Raw genomic sequence first — 20,220 nt, 5'->3', positions numbered from 1 at the left:
CTGCATTAATGGGCAATTGCTTCAATCAATCAGCAATGTGGAATGAAAAAAAACCATTGATGGAGATTTCACTTTAGTAATCTTGAGTCAACTACCCACCACTTATCGTTTGGCTACGCCCTTCACACGATTGAAGTGGGGTATCCTTGCCGATTTTAGATGAAATATCACACTCTATTCTAAGTGAATTGTACAATTATATAGTTCTGGCTCCCAGCCATTCTTTGCTTTTATAAGTTTAGTTAGAGACGTGTTTTTCGGAGATTCTACCATATTCAAATGCGGTACTAGTTCCTTTAGAAGATGTCGAATGAATGCACCATGACTAACGATTAATATATTTTTGTTATCATGTTTAGAGGCTATCTCTTCAATTACCGAAAGACCTCTTGTGATTACACTATCAGCACTTTCAATTCCTAAGTCTAGCTCTCTCCAATTCTGTCCCCATTTTAAAACTCTCTCTTCCTCCGTTGTCCCTTCAATCTGTCCTCCGCCTACTTCACGAAGCCTAGGTTCTAAATAAAGAGGGATACTCAAAATTTTTTCTCCTATAATTTCGGCAGTTTGCTTCGCTCTTAATAGATCACTAGAATATATGAAATCCCAATTCTCCTTACGCAAGCGCTCCGCAAGTTTATAAGCCTCTGATAATCCAGCTTGATCAAGGGAAATATCTGAACTCCCCTGTGCTCTCCCTTCTTTATTCCACGGTGTACTTCCGTGACGGATTATACCTATTTTAGTCATATGAAACCTCCAAATTATCAAAAATGAACTTAGTTCGAAGTATCATTCCTCTTCCTAAGCTCATCTCGGATATCTTTTAAATATTCATTTCTTTCTCTCATCCTCTTTAATACAGCCACCACAACGTATACCGCAAAGACTGCGACTGCAATATAAAAAATAAGTCCTAAAATTGAAAAAATACCAAACATAGTATTGCCCCCCCCTCACTCTATTCAAGCTTCTGCATGAGCAGATGGAGTAACCCATACCTTATACATAATGTTATCCCCAAGCCAAACTGTATCCGTATGAACATGAAATCGCGGAGCACTTGCCAAGCGAAAGGCCAAAACATAGACGACTTTCTTATCTGGAGTTGTATATCCATCAAATGCACCTGTATATATGTCATTACTTATGGAGTAGCTCCATTCCTCAGCTTCCCATAGCGTATCAAAAATCATATGATCCTCGCGATAATTGGATTCGTGCCAACGAATGTTCATATAGAGACCTCCTGGATTACACACTTGATGAAAACTGACATACTCTATTCATTCTATTGCTTAAAAGATTTCTCACCATATATTTAATTTTCTATTCTCACATAAGGACTTCCTTGCAAAAGCAGCTCCATGAATTTTTCTTTCTCTTTTGGCAGTGTAATCATATGCACTTCAAAATTACTACCGTACGTGATTTCTAAATTATTCTTTTTTCTTCCCACAAATCGTATAGTACGAATGCTTACAGTCGGAATTTTCTTCTTTGTCAGCCAATGTCCTGTTATTAATTCTCCATCAACGACTTTATGCTGGAATACAAACATTTCAGAAATAGGAATAATATTTGCAGCTAAAAATAAGATTCCTGCTGCAAGTCCTGTCAGCCAACCTTTCTCATTCATCATAAATGATATGATAGGAGAGATTACAACAAGCAGCAGCATAATGACAGTAAGCAGTATCATAATTGGATTTTTTTTCACGTAAAATTCCATCTTCATCACTCCTTATCCATATTATACCATCAATTATTGATAAATTCAGAAAAAAGGAAGCGTCATTTCATACGCTTCTCTCTCCATTCTCTTGCTAACATGCTATACACCGCTATGTCCTGAAAATGATCATATAACCATTCTCCCTCACGCATAATTCCATCTAAGTGAAAACCTAACCGCTCTGGAATTGCACGGCTCTTTTGATTGTTTACTCCGCAATGAATTTCAACTTTATTTAATTTTAATTCTTCGAAAGCATAACGAAGCGCAGCCTTTACACTTCGCGTCATAATTCCTTTTCCACTTACTTCTTCCGCAAGATAGTATCCAAGACTTGTTGCTTTCTTCGCCCAATTCACCGGATGAATCCCAATCATCCCAACGAGCTTTCCTTTATAGCGTATACCTGATTCAAAGCCATTTCCATCCGCGAAGTTATGTAGCCACATTGGAAAGATTTCATTGTACCCTTCAGCTGATTTCGTGCGATCCGCCCATGGAAGCCATTCTCGTAAATATTCTCGATTGCTATCCACTAACTCGTATAATTCATCTTTATGTTGCATTTCTAATAATTGTAATGAGATTTCATCATCAACGCGTAGTGTAAACATTTTCCTATCCCCTTATTTTTTCTTATTATTCTAACATTTAAAATCACGATTTTTCTAGAAAAAAATAACAACTTAGCAAAAAACTCTTTTTCTATTTTTTTATACTATCAATTATTGATAAATTCAGAAAAAAAGAAGCGTCATTTCATACGCTTCTCTCTCCATTCTCTTGCTAGCATACTATACACGGCAATGTCATGGAATTGATTATATAAACATTCTCCATCACGCATAATTCCATCTAAATTAAAGCCGAGGCGTTCTGGAATGGCACGGCTCTTTTGATTATTTACTCCGCAATGAATTTCAACTTTATTTAATTTTAATTCTTCGAAAGCATAACGGAGCGCAGCCTTTACACTTCGCGTCATAATTCCTTTTCCACTTGCTTCTTCCGCAAGATAGTATCCAATACTTGTCGCTTTCTTCGCCCTACTCACCGGATGAATCCCAATCACCCCAACGAGCTTTCCTTTATAGCGTACACCCGCTTCAAAACCATCTCCATCTGCGAAATTATGCAGCCACATTGGACAGAGTCCATTGTACGCTTCAGCTGATTTCGTGCCGTCCACCCATGGAAGCCATTCTCGGAAATATTCTCGGTTTCTATCCACTAATTCGTACAGTTCATCTTTATGTTGCTTTTCTAATAATTGCAATGAGATTTCGTCATCAACGCGTAATGTAAACATTTTCCTATCCCCTTATCTTTTTCTCATTATTCTGACACTTAAAATCACGATTTTTCCGAAAGAAATAACAACTTAGCAAAAAACTCTTTTTCTACTTTTTAATACAAACAGCTCTTAGGAACAAAGAACGCCTGCAATTGTATATATTATATTCTCTCTTAACTTTCACTGTTCCACCTTACTTAGAGCTAATTCTAAATCAACAAAAAAATGACGTGCCAATTGCACGTCATTTCTTCTTACTTCTTCTCTGCCACTTGTACTTCCTTCGCATAAGCAGCTTCAAATTTTTGAATATCACCAGCGCCCATAAAAATAAGTACGCCGTTTTTATGTTTCTTTAATACTTCTGTTGTCATAACCGTAATAAGCTCTGCACCATCAATGCGTTGCTGCAGGTCTTGAATTGTTAATTCTCCTTTATTTTCACGAGCAGAACCAAAAATATCACATAAATATACTTGATCTGCCTTACGTAAACTCTCTGCAAATTCATCTAAGAATTTTTGTGTTCGAGAGAATGTATGCGGCTGAAATACTGCTACAATTTCACGTTCTGGGTATTTCTGACGAGCAGCTTCAATTGTCGCGTTGATTTCTGTTGGATGATGTGCGTAATCATCAATAATGACCTGCTCACCCATTTTCTTTTCATTAAAACGGCGCTTTACACCACCGAATGTTGTTAACTGATGTTTCACAACTTCGACATCAATGTTTTCATAATCACAAAGAGCAATAACTGCCAATGCATTTAGCACGCTATGATTGCCGTAACCTGTAATTTGGAACGTTCCATAATACGTATTACGAACAAAGACATCAAACACTGTACCATCTGTTCTTTTTTGAATGTTACGTGCCTGGAAATCATTATCTTCGCCAAATCCATAGAAAATAACTGGTACTTTCGCATGAATCTTTTGAAGTTCTTCATCATCACCACACGCAATAATACCTTTCTTCACTTGCAGTGCCATCTCTTGGAACGCACTAAATACATCATTAATGTCTGCAAAATAATCTGGATGATCAAAATCAATATTTGTCATAATTGCATAGTCTGGATGATATGACAAGAAATGACGACGATATTCACACGCTTCAAATACAAAATACTTACTATCTTCTACTCCAAGTCCTGTTCCATCACCAATTAAACAAGATGTAGGGCTTGCTCCTTGCATTACGTGAGATAACAAACCTGTCGTTGATGTTTTTCCGTGAGCGCCAGTTACAGCGACACTCGTATACTTACTCATAAATTCGCCTAAAAAATGATGATAACGATAAATAGGTAAATTTAATTCCTTTGCGGCTTCAATTTCCTCATGTGTATCTGGGAATGCATTTCCTGCGATAATCACTTGTCCTTCTTCAACATTATTTTTATCAAAAGGCAGGATAGAAATCCCACGACTTTCCAACGCTGTTTGCGTGAAAAAACGTTTGTCTACATCAGAACCTTGAACAGTATGATTCATATCATGTAAAATTTGCGCTAAAGCACTCATCCCTGTCCCTTTAATTCCTACAAAATGGTAAACTGTCATCTTAAAGAACCTCCAACATTTCGAACTATTCCAACGGTCTATCTATAAGACAGTATATGATTTTCTTTTTATTTTGGTAATCATCTCGAATTCCTTATAATCACGTTCATGCTCTCTTTTAAGTCCACAACAAATTTATTATAGCAAAAATCAATCCGTTATACTATGATAACAGAAAAACTGATAGGGTCAATTCCCTACCAGTTTATCCGCTTATTCCACTATATAAAATTAACTCTCCACCACCTCAACATTCTGCAAAAAACAACGCAGTTACATGAGGGATGAACTTCCTAATTATATAGTTTCACTTTGTTCCATGTTTTCTTTTTTTTGCAATTGAACACGCTCTAAGCGTGGATTTGGACGATATTTACGTCCCGCTTTCGCTTCCGGTTTTCCGTTCAATTCTACGTTATCACCTGTGAAGCCAATGTTCATTTTTAATAAGCTGCTTCCGACGCCATAAATATCAACTGGAACATTTTGTGCTTCAAATTCACGAATTCGTTTTTCATCAAATCCACCGCTCACTACGATATTCACATGTTGGAACCCTTCGTCATCTAATGCTTTTCGAAGCGCAAAGATAAGAGACGGATTCACACCGCGCGGATCAAATGTGCCAAGCACTTCTGGATGACGAATAAAGTGTTGATCAATCATCGTACGAGATGTATCTACACGTACTCCTTTTAGCTCTGATCCAAATTCATGTGCCACGCGAAGTGCATCTGTAATCACATCGTTATTGTAATCAATTAGTACAACTAACTCATCTTCTGGAAACTTTTTATGGTATGCTTTTGCCGCTTCCACAACATCACCGTTAAACATTTGAATTAAAGCGTGAGGCATTGTTCCCATGCCGCTTTTACCCCACCATTCATTCATCGCATGCGTTGCTTGCGCGCTCATACCACCGATATAAGCCGCATAACCATCACCAGCTTGTTGCGTATAATGGTCATCGCGATCTCCCATGAAAATAACCGGTTTCTCTTTCTCACCGCTGCGCGCAGCTTGTACAACGTTATACACATTTGTCGCAACAGAAGTGCGGCGTGCTAAAATACCATCAATCACACCTTCTAAATAACCGAAATACTCATACGGTCCGCGAATCGTTAATACTGTTTCAAACGGATTAACTTTATCCCCATCTTTTAAAGAATAAATTTCAAGCTCTTCAGGATGCTCTGCAAATGTTTGTAATAAAGCAAGTATTTCATCTGTTCCGCATAATACAGCATGTTCCTTTTGGAAAAATTGCATTGTCACAATGCTTCCTGTTCGAAATTCTTTAATAATATCACGAGTTTTTAAGAAATAAACCGCAGAAAACCATCCTTCGCCAACGCGCTCATCAAACTTGAACGTCTTGTTTGTTAGTCGATTTATTTCACCTTGTAATTTTAATTCGATTTCTTTCATGTCGCTATACTCCCTACTTTACTATCCAACGTTTTCTCTTAGTATACAGCAAAACCTTTTCTTATACATGTATATCCTGCATCGCAGCAAATTCATCTTCTGTAATAAGGACATCTCTTGGTTTGGTTCCGCGTGCTTCTGAAATAATCCCTTGCGCTTCCATGTCTTCAATAAGACGAGCTGCACGGTTATAACCAATGCGGAATCTTCGCTGTACAGAAGACGTGGACGCTCCCCCTTGTTCTACAACAAATTGACATGCCTCAAAGAACAACTCATCTTCGGATTCTTGCTGTTCTGTTTTTGCCAATAAGTCTTCTTGATGGAATAAATAATTTGGCTTCATTTGACGCTTCGCATGCGCAACAGACTTTTCAATCTCTTCATCTGAAACGTACACCCCTTGCACACGAACCGGTTTTGACGTTCCATTATCTAAAAATAGCATATCACCACGGCCAAGCAATTTCTCAGCTCCGCCAATATCAATAATTGTACGTGAGTCTACTTGCGATGACACTGTAAAAGCAATTCGCGTTGGAATGTTCGATTTAATCAATCCTGTAATAACATCTACAGATGGACGCTGCGTCGCTACTAATAAATGAATTCCGCACGCTCTTGCTTTTTGGGCAATCCGGCAAATCGCTTCTTCCACATCACCCGGTGCAACCATCATTAAATCCGCTAGCTCATCAATGACAATGACGATGTACGGTAACGTCTCACCTGGAATTTCTTGTTCGTTCATAATTGTATTGTAACGTGTTAAATCGCGTGCACCTGCATGCGCAAACAATTCATAACGCCGTTCCATTTCCTCTACTGCCCACTTTAAGGCCGCCGTCGCTGCTTTTACATCCGTAATAACCGGCGCAACAAGGTGCGGTACAGAATTGTACGGCGCAAGTTCAACCATCTTCGGATCGATGAGCATCAGCTTTACTTCATGTGGCTTCGCTTTATATAAAATACTTGTTAAAATCGCATTAATACATACGCTTTTTCCTGATCCTGTTGCCCCTGCAATTAAACCGTGGGGCATTTTTCGAATATCTGTCACAATTGGTGTGCCTGAAATATCAAGGCCAAGTGCAACTGTAAGCGGTGATTCGCTTTTCGTAAACACTGGGCTTCTTAAAATTTCACGAAGAAATACTGCTTTACTCTCTTTATTCGGCACTTCAATTCCAACTGCACTTTTCCCTGGAATCGGCGCCTCAATTCGAATATCACGAGCAGCCAAGTTTAGTTTAATATCGTCACTTAAATTCGTAATTTTGTTTACTTTCACACCAGGTTCTGGCTGTACTTCAAAACGAGTTACAGCTGGACCTTGCGTCACGTTCACTACTTTTGCACCAACATGGAAATTATGGAATGTCGTATTTAACAGCTCTTTTTGTTCCTCTAACCACTCAGCATCATTTGTCGCTGGATGACTTGGGATATTTAAAAGTGTTAATGGTGGAAACTCATATGTTGGCGGTGCCTGTAAGACGTTACGAATATCTTGTTCTGTTTCTACAACAACTCGGTGCGTCATCTCTTCTTGCACTGGTTGTTTCACTGCCGGCGGTTCCATATTTTGTTGTTGCTCAGTCACATTATGTGAAGGAGCAGGTTGTGGCGGCATTGCTGCGCGGCGCTTTGCTTCTAACATCTGTTTATCTTGCTTCAACATCACTACATTAAACGGAACAAAACGTTTCTTCTCACGTTTCGGTTCTTGCATCGAATCTATTTTGCGCTGCTCTGTTTTTACTTTATTCTGCTCAGCAATTGTATTTTGTTTTTCCTCTGTTTCTTCTATTAATACATTTGCAAAGGCTTGTACAGCTTGCTGTGTTTGTTCATTAGCTTGAATCGGTTCTAGACTTTGCTCTTGAACGAAACTTTCAGTAACTACTGCTTCCGCTTCATTAGCTTCAAGTACTTCTTCTGTTATTGAAAATACTTCCTTGAACTCTTCAGCTTCAAATATTTCTTCTGTATAGGACTCTTCCATTTCTGAAGATAACTCTACTTCTTCTATTTCCTTAGACTCTTCAACTTCAAATGTTTCTTCTTGTACATCCGATTCTTCCAGCCCTGAAGATAACTCTACTTCTTTTGGTTCCTCAAACTCTTTAGCCTCTAGTGTCGCTTCTTGTACATCCGACTCTTCCATTTCTGAAGATACTTCTACTTCTTCTATTTCCTCAAACTCTTCAGCTTCTAGTGTCGCTTCTTGTACATCCGATTCTTCCATCTCTGAAGATAACTCTATCTCTTCTGTTTCCTCAAACTCTTCAGCTTCTAGTGTCGCTCCTTGTACATCGGACTCTTCCATTTCTGAAGATACTTCTACTTCTTCTATTTCCTCAAACTCTTCAGCTTCTAGTGTCGCTTCTTGTACATCCGATTCTTCCATCTCTGAAGATAACTCTATCTCTTCTGTTTCCTCAAACTCTTCAGCTTCTAGTGTCGCTTCTTGTACATCCGATTCTTCCAGCCCTGAAGATAACTCTACTTCTTTTGGTTCCTCAAACTCTTCAGCTTCTAGTGTCGCTTCTTGTACATCCGATTCTTCCAGCCCTGAAGATAACTCTACTTCTTTTGTTTCTTCAAACTCTTCAACTTCTGGTGTTTCTCCTTGTACATCGGATTCTTCCATCTCTGAAGATAACTCTACTTCTTTTGGTTCCTCAAACTCTTCAGCTTCTAGTGTCGCTTCTTGTACATCCGATTCTTCCAGCCCTGAAGATAACTCTACTTCTTTTGTTTCTTCAAACTCTTCAACTTCTGGTGTTTCTCCTTGTACATCGGATTCTTCCATCTCTGAAGATAACTCTACCTCTTCGGTTTCCTCAAATTCTTGAGCTTCTAGTGTCGCTTCTTGTACATCCGACTCTTCCATCCCTGAAGATAACTCTACTTCTTTTGTTTCTTCAAACTCTTCAACTTCTAGTGTCGCTTCTTGTACATCCGACTCTTCCATTTCTGAAGATAACTCTACTTCTTCTGTTTCCTCTGGCTCTTCAACTTTTAGTGTATCTTCTTGAATAACAGATTCTTCTATTCTCTCAACTTCTTCTTTCATTTCAAATTCTGTCTCTACTGCAATAGACTCATATAATTCATTTTCACCTTGAGCTGCAATTGCTTCATTTTCAAATGAATGGATTTGCTGACTAGAATCTCCCTTTAACACCACAGCCTCTTCGGACATATTCACCTGTTCTGCCTCACGATTATGTAGCACTGTTTCATCGAATGTTGCATCATTTTGCACAGGTGCAAGTTCTGCTTCATTTTTCTCTAACCATGTATCAACAACAGACTTCTTAACTTCCGCTTTCTCTTGCTTTGCGTTCACTTCAACCCGTGTAATTTCTACCTGATTTTGTTCTGGTAGAACATCTTGTGATGATTCATAAAACGCATAGCCATTCTTCTCAAACCACGCATCAACAACTGCTTTTCCTTCTATTGATATCTCAATATCTTCTCGTTGTTGTTTCCTACTTTCGGTATGTTCTTGTCTCCCTACTTCCGGGCGTTTATACCCAAAAATCGGAGAAACTATTTCTGTCGGACGAAACGGTCTTCGGTGACTTTCTTCTACAGAAGTAGACTTTGCTTCCGTTACCTCTTGAATAATCGGTTCAATCCGTGTCTCTTTTTGTATTTCTTCTACTCGTCTTGATTGTCGTCTTTCTCGAATTGGTATTTCTTGTATAGCACGCTCCTCTATACGAGGCGATTTCATTGTGCTCTCCTCAAATCCTCCGTCAGGAATTAATGGAAAACGAAAATTTCTGCTCGCATGCGGCTTAGACACTTGCAGCTCATCTTCTCGTTTATTAGAGTAGTAGTTTACACGAGGAGTGTGCGAAGTAACCTTTTCCTCTACAGGAATCTCTATTTCTCTCAATACTGTTGCTTCATTTTCTTCCTCTTTTTTAAAAAGCTTTTTCATCCAATCTAGCATGCTTACCACTCTTTCTACTAAATAGTAACACCCTTTATTGTATCAGCATTCGGCAAAAAGTGCAGATGAAATTACTTTCAAATTATTTACAGAAAAATACAAAAAGATTACAAAATGAAAACGGTTTTATATGAATAGAAACAATTCTTATGTACTTCATACCATTCCCCTTTTCTATCTTTCCAGATTTTAACTAATCTGCTTTATAAGTACAATTACTTTCAAAACTTCTCTAAAAAAAATAGCCTCATCATACGATGAGGCTATCTTCCTTCTTAATCCCGCTCTAACGGGCCATATATTTAGAACTTAAACTCTTGTCCAACTTCATAGCTGTCTTCTAGTACAAGAATTCCTTTTTCCTGCGGAGCATCTGGAAGCTCTAATTCACGTGCTGAGCAAATCATACCTGAAGATGGAATACCGCGAAGCTCTGCTGGTTTAATTAACATACCACTTGGCATTACTGCACCGATTTTCGCAACGACTACTTTTTGACCTGCGTCAACGTTTGGTGCACCGCATACGATTTGTAATGTTTCTGTTCCAACTTCTACTTTACATACATTTAATTTATCCGCATTTGGATGTTTTTCTTTTTCGGCTACGTAACCAACCACAAATTTTGGAGAAAGATCTGCTTCTACTTTTTCTGTAAAATCGTTCTTTGCTAAAATTTCATTGATCTTTTCCACAAGCTCTTTCGTTAATGTAAGATTGCCTGTTTCTGTTACTTCCATATAAGAAGAAGCATTAAAAATGTTGAAGCCTGCTGTTACATTGCTTTCACGATCGAAAACGCGCGCTACATCTCCTTTACGCTCAAATGTACGGTTTTCTAATGTAATATCTTGCAGGGCAACAATTAATGTATCCCCAATACCTTCAAGGTTATAAAAAACGTTCACTTTGTTCATCCTTTCTCTTTTTCACTTCGTTCCTTCCGATTTTTCGCCAAAATAAAGATTGGTTCGAAATTACCATCCTCATATACGAATGAAAGTGATGTAATCGGAACATGACCTTCTGCAAAAAACTTCATTGTCATTTGTGCAATAATATCATAACCGATTTTGTTCACGATATCAGCAACTATTAATACATCTTGGTGCGGAACCGCAACAACCATATCACCTGAAATTTGTTTACGCATGTCTCGTAATAACGCATCGTTTAAAATACGGCTCGCGTCATAGCCATCATTTGTATTTAAGAAATAAAACGTATTTCCAGCGACTTCATCTCGCTTAAAATCAGCACGTAAAGAACGAACGTTGAACAATGCCATTTCACGTACTTGTTCTTCTGTCATTCCAAGTTTTTGCAGCAAATGCTGATCAATAAGGCGATATGTTTTATCTGAATCTAATGCATAATAAATACGCGTTTCTGCTGTATGCTCTGTCATAACAAACTGATTTCCTTCTTCCGCTTCTCTCGGAAAGGACGTTGAACGAATAACAGGTAAAATCTTCGCCGTACTTTTCACTTCTTTATGCATCGCAACAAGCGCTTCTTCTACGTAATATACAACTTCTTCAATTGCCTTCTCTTTCTTTACCTCCCACTTCGCTACGATACCTGGAAGAGAAACAGTAATTCCCTTTTTCGTATCTGTCTGCTCAATGCGAAGCGTCTCCTTTTCACTATCGTACTGAAAACTCCACTCTGCTCTTTCAAGGCGCTTCATGAGCTCGTCTTTCATCTTTTTACTCGTCATTTTCATATGATGACCTCCCTTCCGAAAAAAACAACCTCCACATGTGAAGATAGAGGTTGTTTTTCGCATTGTAATTGGCTGAAACAGCTTATCCCTAAGATCCCTCAAGGAAAATCGAGGGGATTCCACCACACTGATGGAAGTTTCACTTTATTTTAGCCCTTCAATAAACTCTTCAATTTGCTCTTGTGTTTTACGATCTTTGTTTACGTAACGACCAATTTCTTCTCCCTTATTGTAAGCGACAAAGCTTGGAATACCAAATACGTCTAATTTGATACATAAGTCGATATATTCATCACGGTCTACATAATAGAAAGAGAACTCGCTATATTTTTCTTCTACTTCCGGCATAAATGGATCGATAAAACGGCAATCTGGGCACCAATCTGCTGAGAATAAAAAGATCACTTTCTCTTCGTTTTTTAATTCTTGAAATTGCTCCATGCTTTCTAATGCTTTCATCTATTTTTCCTCCCTAAAAATGAAGTATGTATTTACTAATCTAATCTTAATTTATATATAAATCGCTGCTATGCAGATCAAAACATGACCGCTTCTATGCACGGCCCGATGCTCTCGTCCATCTAAAAAGAAAGAGGTTTTTTAATTTGTATTTATATACTACCATACATGAAATACGGTGCAAGGTTTATGCTTCATTTCTGTCATACATATATTGTCCAACTAATAGCTTCACAACATGCACAAACAAATCCGTTCGATCTACATAATTGTTTGTAAAAATGCCGATTGCTCCTTCATGGCTGCGAATGTCATGCCGCTTTGTATAGTCTTCCATTACTTCGCTTAATTCTTTTCCTTCTTCAAGAGGTTGAATAAACTCATCTGGCAGCTTGATACGTGCTCCGCCTGCGGTAAATAACTTTCCTTCTTTCGTCGCTAAAGCACCCCAGTTACACATAAACAAGCCGTGCTCCGTGTGCATCACACCGCCTTCTAAACCAATTCCAATATTTGCTTTCCCTTCTACTAATGCTAATTTTGCCCGGTTACTTGCCCCCTGCAGCGTTTCTTCATCAGAAAATGGCTGCGCTGACACATGAGATGGTACAGACAATGAAATCATTTCAGCATCTAGTAACACTTGCTGAACAGCATTTACTTTCGTTTGATTTTTTGATCCGACTGCTACTTTCACTGTTAAACCTCCTAATTTAAAAAGAAAAGGCCGTATTTGGCCTTTTCCATATTAAACATTTTGTTTAATTGTTTCAAATGTTGTTTTATCTGTTGCTTTTACTAAATGAATCAGTAATTCTTTCGCTGCTGCGTAGTCATCAATATGTAAAATTGACGCATGTGTATGAATGTAACGAGCACATACACCAATAACAGCTGATGGTACACCAGAGTTACTTGTATGTACGCGTCCTGCATCTGTACCGCCTTGTGATACAAAGTACTGATACGGAATGTTATGCGTTTCTGCTGTATCTAAAATAAATTCACGAATTCCGCGGTGTGTCACCATAGTACGATCATACAAACGAAGCACAGCACCTTTTCCGATTTGACCAAACTGTGTTTTATCTCCTGATGCATCGTTTGCTGGGCCTGCATCTAACGCGTAAAAAATATCTGGCTGAATCATATTCGCTACTGTTTGTGCACCGCGAAGACCGACTTCTTCTTGTACAGTTGCACCGGAATATAGCGTGTTTGGCAACTTTTCATCTTTTAACTCTTTTAACAATTCAATCGCAAGACCGCAGCCATAACGATTATCCCAAGCTTTCGCCATAATTTTCTTTGGATTTGCCATTGGTGTAAACGGACAAATTGGCACAATTTGTTGACCAGGTTTCACGCCAATTTCATGTGCTTCCTCAGGGCTATCTGCACCGATATCAATTAACATATTTTTTATATCCATTGGTCTCGCGCGTTGTTCGTCACTTAATAAATGAGGAGGAACAGAACCTACTACACCGATAATTGGTCCATTGTCTGTCATAATTTGTACGCGCTGCGCTAGTAACACTTGACTCCACCAGCCGCCTAATGTTTGAAAACGAACCATTCCGTTTTTCGTAATTTGCGTTACCATAAAGCCAACTTCGTCCATATGACCAGCTACAAGAACACGCGGCCCATTTTCGTCACCCTTTTTTAAGCCGAAGATACTTCCTAAACGATCTTGCACAATCTCATCTGAGTATTTGCTTAGTTCTTGCTTCATAAAACGACGCACATCATGCTCAAATCCAGAAGCGCCTTGCAGCTCTGTTAACGTACGAAATAGTTCCATTGTCTCTTTATTCATCACGGTATCCTTCCTTCAATCCAATAATAGAATCACTCTTTTCATTGTAACGAAATTTTCGAAATCTTTCTAGTTTCTTCTTTTTTCATGTAAATTGATTTATAATTATGAAGATGAACTTTTTATAGGATAGAGGTGAATACATGAACTGGAAAAGCTTATTAGCGGGTGTTGGTTTAGGATTCGCAGCGGGATATGTTGTTGCAAATAAAGTACAAGAACAAGCCCACATTTCTTCTGAAAAAGCATTAAAAATGGTGAAACAAGCATTAAGTCATAAAGGTGAAATTACAGGTTCTTGGGTGCATATGGTACCTGAGACATTTGAAAAATATGATGTTACTTACGATGTATACCGCGGTGGTATTACAACATTATTACACGATGTACAAGAACGATTTGAATTTTTAGTAGATGCAAAAACAGGTACAATCTTAGAAGTAAAAGTTGCTTAATCAAAAGGGTGCAGAATTATTTCTGCACCCTTTACTTATTACATCCACATATCGGTGAATTTACAATATTCAACATGAATGTACTGTTATATTCTTTCAATAATTGTTGCTGTTGACATCCCGTGCCCAATACAAATCGTAAGTAGTCCATATCTTCCATTTCTTCTTTCCAGTTCATGAAGAAGGGAAGTCATCAATTTCACACCTGTTGCTCCAAGCGGATGCCCTAATGCAATAGCACCGCCATTCACATTTACTTTATGTAAATCTGCTTCCATTTCTTTTTGCCATGCAAGAACAACGGAAGCGAATGCTTCATTAATTTCTACTAAGTCCATATCATGAATCGTTAAGTTTGATTTTTGCAGTACTTTTTTCGTTGCTGGAATAACTCCAGTAAGTCCCATTGTAGGATCTGAGCCAACAACAACTTGATTCACAATTCGCGCTCTTACTTTATATCCTAATTCTTTCGCCTTTTCACTATCCATTAAAAGAATCGCCGCTGCCCCATCACTAATTTGACTTGCATTTCCTGCTGTAATCGATCCGTCCTCCTTGAACACAGCCTTTAAATTTGCCAATGCTTCAAGAGAAGTATTCGCTCTCGGTCCTTCATCATTTATAACGAGTATTGCATTTCCTTCTTTATCTATCCCATCTACTGGTACAATTTCTCGCTTAAAGTAGCCTGCTTCTATTGCCTGTAGTGCACGTTGATGACTTTCAAAGGCATAGCTATCTAGCTGTTCTCTTGTAATTCCATATTTTTCAGCAATCATTTCTGCTGATACACCTTGATGTACAATTTCATATTTTTCATGAAGACTATTTGGAATTGTATTTGCATTTCCATCGCTTAAAATTGGCACTTTCGTCATATGCTCAACACCAGAAGCAATGGTAATATCCATATCCCCAGATTTAATTTCTTGCGCTGCAAAATGGATCGCTTGTTGCCCCGAACCACAAAGACGGTTAATCGTTACAGCAGGGACTGTAATCGGAAAATTTGCTTCTAGTGCGGCAAGTCTACCAATATTAAAGGCTTGCTCAGCAATCGGCGTCACACATCCCATTACAATATCTTCTATAATTCCTTTTTCGATATTTGCACGTTTTGTAACTTCATTCAGCGCCACCGCTGCAAGTTGCACTGGATGTAGTTCACGAAAAGCACCATTTCTTTTTCCAACTGGAGTGCGTACTGCTTCAACAATAACGACTTCTCGACTCATATTTTCTCTCCCACTTTCCCTTTTTGATAATCATAGAATCCTTTTCCTGTTTTCCGACCAAGATGGCCTGCCTCTACCAACTTTACAAGTGTTTGCGGAGCGCAAAATCTATCACCAAACGCTTCGCTTAAACCTTGACTTGCAAATAACAACGTATCTAATCCAACATAATCCGCTAACTCAAACGGACCCATCGGATAGTTCAAGCCAAGTTTAATAGCTTTATCAATTTCCTCTTTACTGCCTACGCCTTCTTCATACATACGCATACACTCTAACAAATGTACTGCAATTGCTCTTGAAGTGACAAATCCTTGCACATCTTTCACAACAACTGTTTCTTTCCCAATCTCTTCTGCTAACTCTTTCACTGCTTGTATTGTATGTTCCTCTGTATCAACCCCTTTCACAATTTCAATAAGCTTCATAACAGGTGCTGGATTAAACCAATGCATTCCCACCACTTTCTCTGAGCGGCTTGTCGCGCCTGCAATCGCCGTTACACTTAATTCAGATGTATTTGTTGCAAGAATCGTAGACTTAGAGGTATAAGTATCTAATTGTTTAAAAATCTCTTTTTTCAGCTGTAAATTTTCAGGTGCGGCTTCAATTACAAGCTCTACCTCTTTACACACTTCCTCTAACGTAATGGTAGAAACAATGTTAGCGAGAACTTGATCTTTGTCTTCTTCACTCATACGCCCGGCTTTCACAAAGCGATCCAAACTTGCGGTAATTCCCTTATATGCTTTTTGTAAACTTTCTTCCGATACATCATACATTTTCACACACTTTCCGCCCATCGCTAATGACTGCACAATGCCGCTTCCCATAATTCCAGCACCGATTACTGCAATATTTTGAATCATCATTTCTCCTCCCCTTCTTCTTTCAGCATCACAAACCCATATTTTTCGCAATAATATTTTTCATAATTTCATTTGTCCCAGCATAAATCGCGCTTACCGGAATATCTCGGTATCTCCTTGCAATCTCGTATTCTTCCATATATCCATACCCGCCGTGCAGTTGCATGCACTCTGCTGCAACTTTCTTCGCAAGGTCGGTTAACCACCACTTCGCCATTGATACTTTTGTTACAATGTTCTCCCCTTGCATATGTGCCCTAATACATTCATCAACAAATGTGCGACCAATTTCAATTTCTGTATACATTTCGGCAAGCTTGAATTGCACAGTTTGAAAATCACTAACACTCTTTCCGAATGCTTTTCGCCCTTTTACATATTCCTTTGTTAAACGCAGCATCACTTCTGCTGCAGTTATAGCTGCAATCGCGACAACGAGGCGCTCTTGCTGCAATTTGTCCATTAAATAGTAAAAACCTTTTCCTTCTTCCCCTAGCAAATTAGAAACGGGAACTTTCACATCTTCAAAAATGAGTTCCGCTGTATCTTGGCTATGTAATCCAACCTTTTCTAGTTTTCTTCCCCTCTTAAACCCTTCCATTCCTCTCTCCAAAACGAGTAAACTCATTCCTTTATGCGCTGGCTTTACAGTAGAATCCGTCTTACAAACAACAACAACCAAATCTGCATGAATACCATTTGTAATAAATGTTTTTTCTCCGTTTACAACATAATGATCCCCTTCTTTACGTGCCGTTGCGCGAATACCAGCTAAATCAGAACCTGCTCCCGGCTCTGTCATCGCAATTGCGGTAATGTATTCACCGCTCACACATTTTGGAAGCCAGCGTTTCTTTTGTTCTTCTGTTCCATATGCTGTTAAATACGGAACGACAATATCATTATGGAGACCAATTCCTACTAAACTCGAGCCAACCTTTTCTAGCTCTTCATTTATCACAGCTGAATATCCAAAATCTGCTCCAGCTCCGCCGTATTTCTCCTCTACCATCGGACAAAGAAAGCCGTTTTGACCCATCTTTTTCCACAGAGAGCGCGGAATAATGCCGTCTTTCTCCCATTGGTTGTAGTACGGATACGCTTCTTTTTCTAAAAATTTACGGAAAGCATCACGGAAAATGTGATGCTCCTCCTCCAAATATGCATGCTTCATCGTATTCTCTCCTTACTTTTTCACCTCTGCCCCTTGACTACGTAGAATAAACTTTTGAATTTTCCCGCTCGCATTTCTCGGCAACTGCTCCGTAAATACATACCGGCGCGGACGTTTATAATCAGCGAGTGTATCGCTTTGTTTACAATATTCATCTAGCATTTCTTCTGTAAGAGACTCATCTTTCGAAACGATATACGCAACGACACGCTGTCCCCACAACTCATCCTTCTCTCCAAGCACCGCAACGTCTAAAACACTTTTATGCGTATACAAAAAGTCCTCTACCTCGCGCGGGTAAATATTCTCACCGCCGCTCACGACCATATCATCAACGCGGTCTGCAACGTATAGATACCCATCTCTATCTACAAAGCCTAAATCGCCTGAATGATACCATCCTTTATATAAAGCCCTTTCTGTTGCTTCTTTATTGTTGTAATACCCCGCCATCACACAAGGACCTCTCATAATAATTTCTCCAATTTCATATGGAGGTAACCGATCATCAGGTTCAGACGGTCCATCATCATTCGGGCGAACAATGCGAATTTCATGATTATATAAAGCCTTTCCTGCTGAACCAACTTTCGAAAGCTGCTCATGCTCACGTAAAAACGTAACGGCTGGTCCCATTTCTGTCATTCCGTAAGCTTGTACTAACGAAACATTCAACTTTTCATCGCAAGCTTTTACAAGTACAGGTGCCATTGAAGCCGCTCCGTATAAACCGTATTGAAGCGATGATAAATCATATTGTGACAAATCTTCCTGCAGCATCATATTCCACATTGTCGGTGCGGCAAACATAACCGTTATCTTTTCACTTTGAATTGTCTCCAAAACAAGCTTTGCATCAAAATGATGAAGAATAATATTGGTTGCACCGCTATGTACCCTCGGAATAAAGCAGCAATGAAGCTCCGCACAATGAAACATCGGCGCTGTTACAAGTCCGCGGCTTTTTTCCGTATAATGTAAGTAGCCAATGCCCATCAAGCTGTGATCTATAATCTCTCGATGACGATGAAGCACACCTTTTGGATGCCCTGTTGTCCCGCTTGTATACATAATGGAACAAATATCATCTTCTTTTACTTCTACTTTTTCAAAATGCGGCGTGGCGCTAGATACTTTTTCTTCATAAGAAACAGAAAATGATGGCTGATCTTGATCGATGTACCAGAACTGAATGTGAGGAAATTGTGTATGAATGCTTTGTACTTGGGAGGATAGTTGCTGTTCAAAAAGTACGATTTTAGGAGAAGCGTCTTCTAATATGTAAGCAAGTTCTTGCGGTTTTAACCGAAAATTAATTGGATTGAATACAGCCCCAATTTTTGCACAAGCAAAACATGTCGTTGCCAGCGCACTACTATTAAAAAGAAATGTCGAAACGCGGTCACCCTTTCGTATCCCGCTTTGTTGAAGCGCATGGGCAAGTTTGTTTACCTGCTCATTCCATTCTGCATACGTCCAGCGAATCTGTTTTTCCGGCTCAACAATTGCTTCCTTATTCGGATAACTTTCAACCGTAAATTCCAGCAGTTTCCCAATGGTCATATACACGATATATTCCCCCTCCTCATGTGTTAAAACGCTTTCATTTTTTGTTATCTTCTTATCAAAAATGAAATAGCTTACGGTTATTATAACAATTTTCACAATGTTTAAAGAGTGAATATTTCGACAAATAGAGACAACTACTATTTGCTTTGATAGTTAAAAAAGCTAAACAAATAGCAGTTGACTTGTTCATCAAATGCTTCGCTTAGGAATAATTAGACTCATATTTGTTACTTCCAGGAAGTTTCTTAATGTTGTTCCAAGCTTCAATCGCTTCTTCACGACTTTTTCCTTTATTGTTTGGATCTGCGAAAAAGTCACGAGTAAATTGATTGTATTCAAATTGAGGAGCAAGTTGTCTTTTATATAATGGGTCTTTCTTTCGCTCTTCTTCATACCAAGCAGCTACAACATCACGATATGTTTTTCCTACATTATGTTTAAAATAGTTTTGAATATAGGTGGAAAAATGAAACTTAGGACTAATCGATGTTTTAAAAAAAGCTCTTACCTCTTGACTACAACGATGATTTTCCGTAATGACTGTATCAAGACTCAAGTTACCTTGTACTTGCGGTTTTGTCTTATCTTTTGGCTTTCTCAATGGTTTTTTAATCTCTCCAGTCTGAAGAAATGTTTCAATTCTATCTGCAATCTCTATCTTAGAACCAGATGCACTCATTCCATTTTCCCTACAAAATAATTGCAATTCTTCTTTTAACCAATAAAAATCCTTAAAATCTTGAATAGAAATATCCTTTGTAAGATTCGGTCTCACTCATAACACCTCCATATATACTTCATTTAGCATAGAACATAAGTTCTTGATATACAATTTAATCATAAAATAAAATTGTTCAAACTCCTGTTAGTTCTCATTACTATTAGTAACCCTAACAAAAAAGAG

20 protein-coding genes are annotated in these 20,220 nt (G+C 38.6%); 1 reads left to right on the top strand and 19 read right to left on the bottom strand.

What is annotated here, in order from left to right; translation table 11 throughout:
* Positions 1-174: 174 nt before the first annotated feature.
* The 14 genes from AB1279_RS04280 to AB1279_RS04215 all read right to left on the bottom strand — a co-directional run bounded on the left by AB1279_RS04280 (position 175) and on the right by AB1279_RS04215 (position 14,011).
* On the bottom strand, positions 175-750 hold the full coding sequence (locus AB1279_RS04280) for a histidine phosphatase family protein (RefSeq protein ID WP_429757949.1): 576 nt from the start codon (positions 748-750) through the stop codon (positions 175-177).
* A 29-nt stretch (positions 751-779) separates the two neighbouring features.
* Positions 780-941 (bottom strand): hypothetical protein, encoded by a 162-nt coding sequence (locus AB1279_RS04275; RefSeq protein WP_429757948.1) that lies wholly within the window; start codon positions 939-941, stop codon positions 780-782.
* A 24-nt stretch (positions 942-965) separates the two neighbouring features.
* On the bottom strand, positions 966-1,238 hold the full coding sequence (locus AB1279_RS04270; RefSeq protein WP_429757947.1) for a hypothetical protein: 273 nt from the start codon (positions 1,236-1,238) through the stop codon (positions 966-968).
* An 83-nt stretch (positions 1,239-1,321) separates the two neighbouring features.
* Positions 1,322-1,732, bottom strand: a complete 411-nt coding sequence (locus AB1279_RS04265) for a PH domain-containing protein (protein WP_429757946.1) — start codon at positions 1,730-1,732, stop codon at positions 1,322-1,324.
* 62 nt (positions 1,733-1,794) lie between these two features.
* Positions 1,795-2,349 (bottom strand): GNAT family N-acetyltransferase, encoded by a 555-nt coding sequence (locus AB1279_RS04260; RefSeq protein ID WP_429757945.1) that lies wholly within the window; start codon positions 2,347-2,349, stop codon positions 1,795-1,797.
* 140 nt (positions 2,350-2,489) lie between these two features.
* Positions 2,490-3,044 carry a GNAT family N-acetyltransferase gene (locus AB1279_RS04255; protein WP_429757944.1) on the bottom strand — a complete coding sequence of 185 codons (555 nt, stop codon included), beginning with the start codon at positions 3,042-3,044 and terminating at the stop codon, positions 2,490-2,492.
* A gap of 239 nt (positions 3,045-3,283) precedes the next feature.
* Complete coding sequence (gene murC / locus AB1279_RS04250; RefSeq protein WP_429753532.1) at positions 3,284-4,597, bottom strand: UDP-N-acetylmuramate--L-alanine ligase; 1,314 nt, start codon at positions 4,595-4,597, stop codon at positions 3,284-3,286.
* 297 nt (positions 4,598-4,894) lie between these two features.
* On the bottom strand, positions 4,895-6,031 hold the full coding sequence (locus AB1279_RS04245; RefSeq protein ID WP_429757943.1) for a nicotinate phosphoribosyltransferase: 1,137 nt from the start codon (positions 6,029-6,031) through the stop codon (positions 4,895-4,897).
* Positions 6,032-6,092: 61 nt separating this feature from the next.
* Positions 6,093-10,004: a DNA translocase FtsK gene (locus tag AB1279_RS04240; protein ID WP_429757942.1), complete on the bottom strand. Its 3,912-nt coding sequence runs from the start codon at positions 10,002-10,004 to the stop codon at positions 6,093-6,095.
* A 302-nt stretch (positions 10,005-10,306) separates the two neighbouring features.
* Complete coding sequence (gene ytpR / locus AB1279_RS04235) at positions 10,307-10,921, bottom strand: YtpR family tRNA-binding protein (RefSeq protein ID WP_154711143.1); 615 nt, start codon at positions 10,919-10,921, stop codon at positions 10,307-10,309.
* A complete protein-coding gene (locus AB1279_RS04230) occupies positions 10,918-11,730 on the bottom strand; it encodes a DUF1444 domain-containing protein (protein ID WP_429757941.1) in 813 nt (270 codons plus the stop codon). The genes ytpR and AB1279_RS04230 overlap by 4 nt, the downstream gene beginning before the upstream one ends.
* A gap of 144 nt (positions 11,731-11,874) precedes the next feature.
* Positions 11,875-12,189 (bottom strand): thioredoxin family protein, encoded by a 315-nt coding sequence (locus AB1279_RS04225; RefSeq protein ID WP_098918480.1) that lies wholly within the window; start codon positions 12,187-12,189, stop codon positions 11,875-11,877.
* Between the two features lie 187 nt (positions 12,190-12,376).
* The gene (locus AB1279_RS04220) at positions 12,377-12,886 is read right to left on the bottom strand and encodes a DUF84 family protein (protein ID WP_429757940.1); all 510 of its coding nucleotides are present in this window, start codon (positions 12,884-12,886) and stop codon (positions 12,377-12,379) included.
* A gap of 51 nt (positions 12,887-12,937) precedes the next feature.
* The gene (locus tag AB1279_RS04215) at positions 12,938-14,011 is read right to left on the bottom strand and encodes a M42 family metallopeptidase (RefSeq protein ID WP_429757939.1); all 1,074 of its coding nucleotides are present in this window, start codon (positions 14,009-14,011) and stop codon (positions 12,938-12,940) included.
* 143 nt (positions 14,012-14,154) lie between these two features.
* On the opposite strand from AB1279_RS04215, the gene AB1279_RS04210 reads away from it, so the two are divergent.
* Entirely contained in the window at positions 14,155-14,466 is a 312-nt protein-coding gene (locus AB1279_RS04210; RefSeq protein ID WP_336484410.1) for a PepSY domain-containing protein, read from the top strand.
* An 86-nt stretch (positions 14,467-14,552) separates the two neighbouring features.
* On the opposite strand, the gene AB1279_RS04205 is transcribed toward AB1279_RS04210, so the two are convergent.
* The 5 genes from AB1279_RS04205 to AB1279_RS04185 all read right to left on the bottom strand — a co-directional run bounded on the left by AB1279_RS04205 (position 14,553) and on the right by AB1279_RS04185 (position 20,091).
* On the bottom strand, positions 14,553-15,704 hold the full coding sequence (locus AB1279_RS04205; protein WP_429757938.1) for a thiolase family protein: 1,152 nt from the start codon (positions 15,702-15,704) through the stop codon (positions 14,553-14,555).
* A complete protein-coding gene (locus AB1279_RS04200) occupies positions 15,701-16,573 on the bottom strand; it encodes a 3-hydroxyacyl-CoA dehydrogenase family protein (protein WP_429761292.1) in 873 nt (290 codons plus the stop codon). Before AB1279_RS04200 ends, AB1279_RS04205 begins: the two co-directional genes overlap by 4 nt.
* Before the next feature lie 28 nt (positions 16,574-16,601).
* Positions 16,602-17,747, bottom strand: a complete 1,146-nt coding sequence (locus AB1279_RS04195; protein WP_429757937.1) for an acyl-CoA dehydrogenase family protein — start codon at positions 17,745-17,747, stop codon at positions 16,602-16,604.
* Positions 17,748-17,759: 12 nt separating this feature from the next.
* The gene (locus AB1279_RS04190; protein ID WP_429757936.1) at positions 17,760-19,316 is read right to left on the bottom strand and encodes a fatty acid--CoA ligase; all 1,557 of its coding nucleotides are present in this window, start codon (positions 19,314-19,316) and stop codon (positions 17,760-17,762) included.
* A gap of 202 nt (positions 19,317-19,518) precedes the next feature.
* Positions 19,519-20,091, bottom strand: coding sequence for a DUF6434 domain-containing protein (locus AB1279_RS04185; protein ID WP_429757935.1), 573 nt, complete (start codon positions 20,089-20,091; stop codon positions 19,519-19,521).
* Between the last annotated feature and the right edge of the window lie 129 nt (positions 20,092-20,220).

Source organism: Bacillus sp. S14(2024), from assembly GCF_050473785.1.
GTDB classification, from domain to species: domain Bacteria; phylum Bacillota; class Bacilli; order Bacillales; family Bacillaceae_G; genus Bacillus_A; species Bacillus_A yunxiaonensis.
The sequence above is the reverse complement of the archived record's forward strand: the minus strand, read 5'-3'. Positions and strand labels throughout refer to the sequence as shown.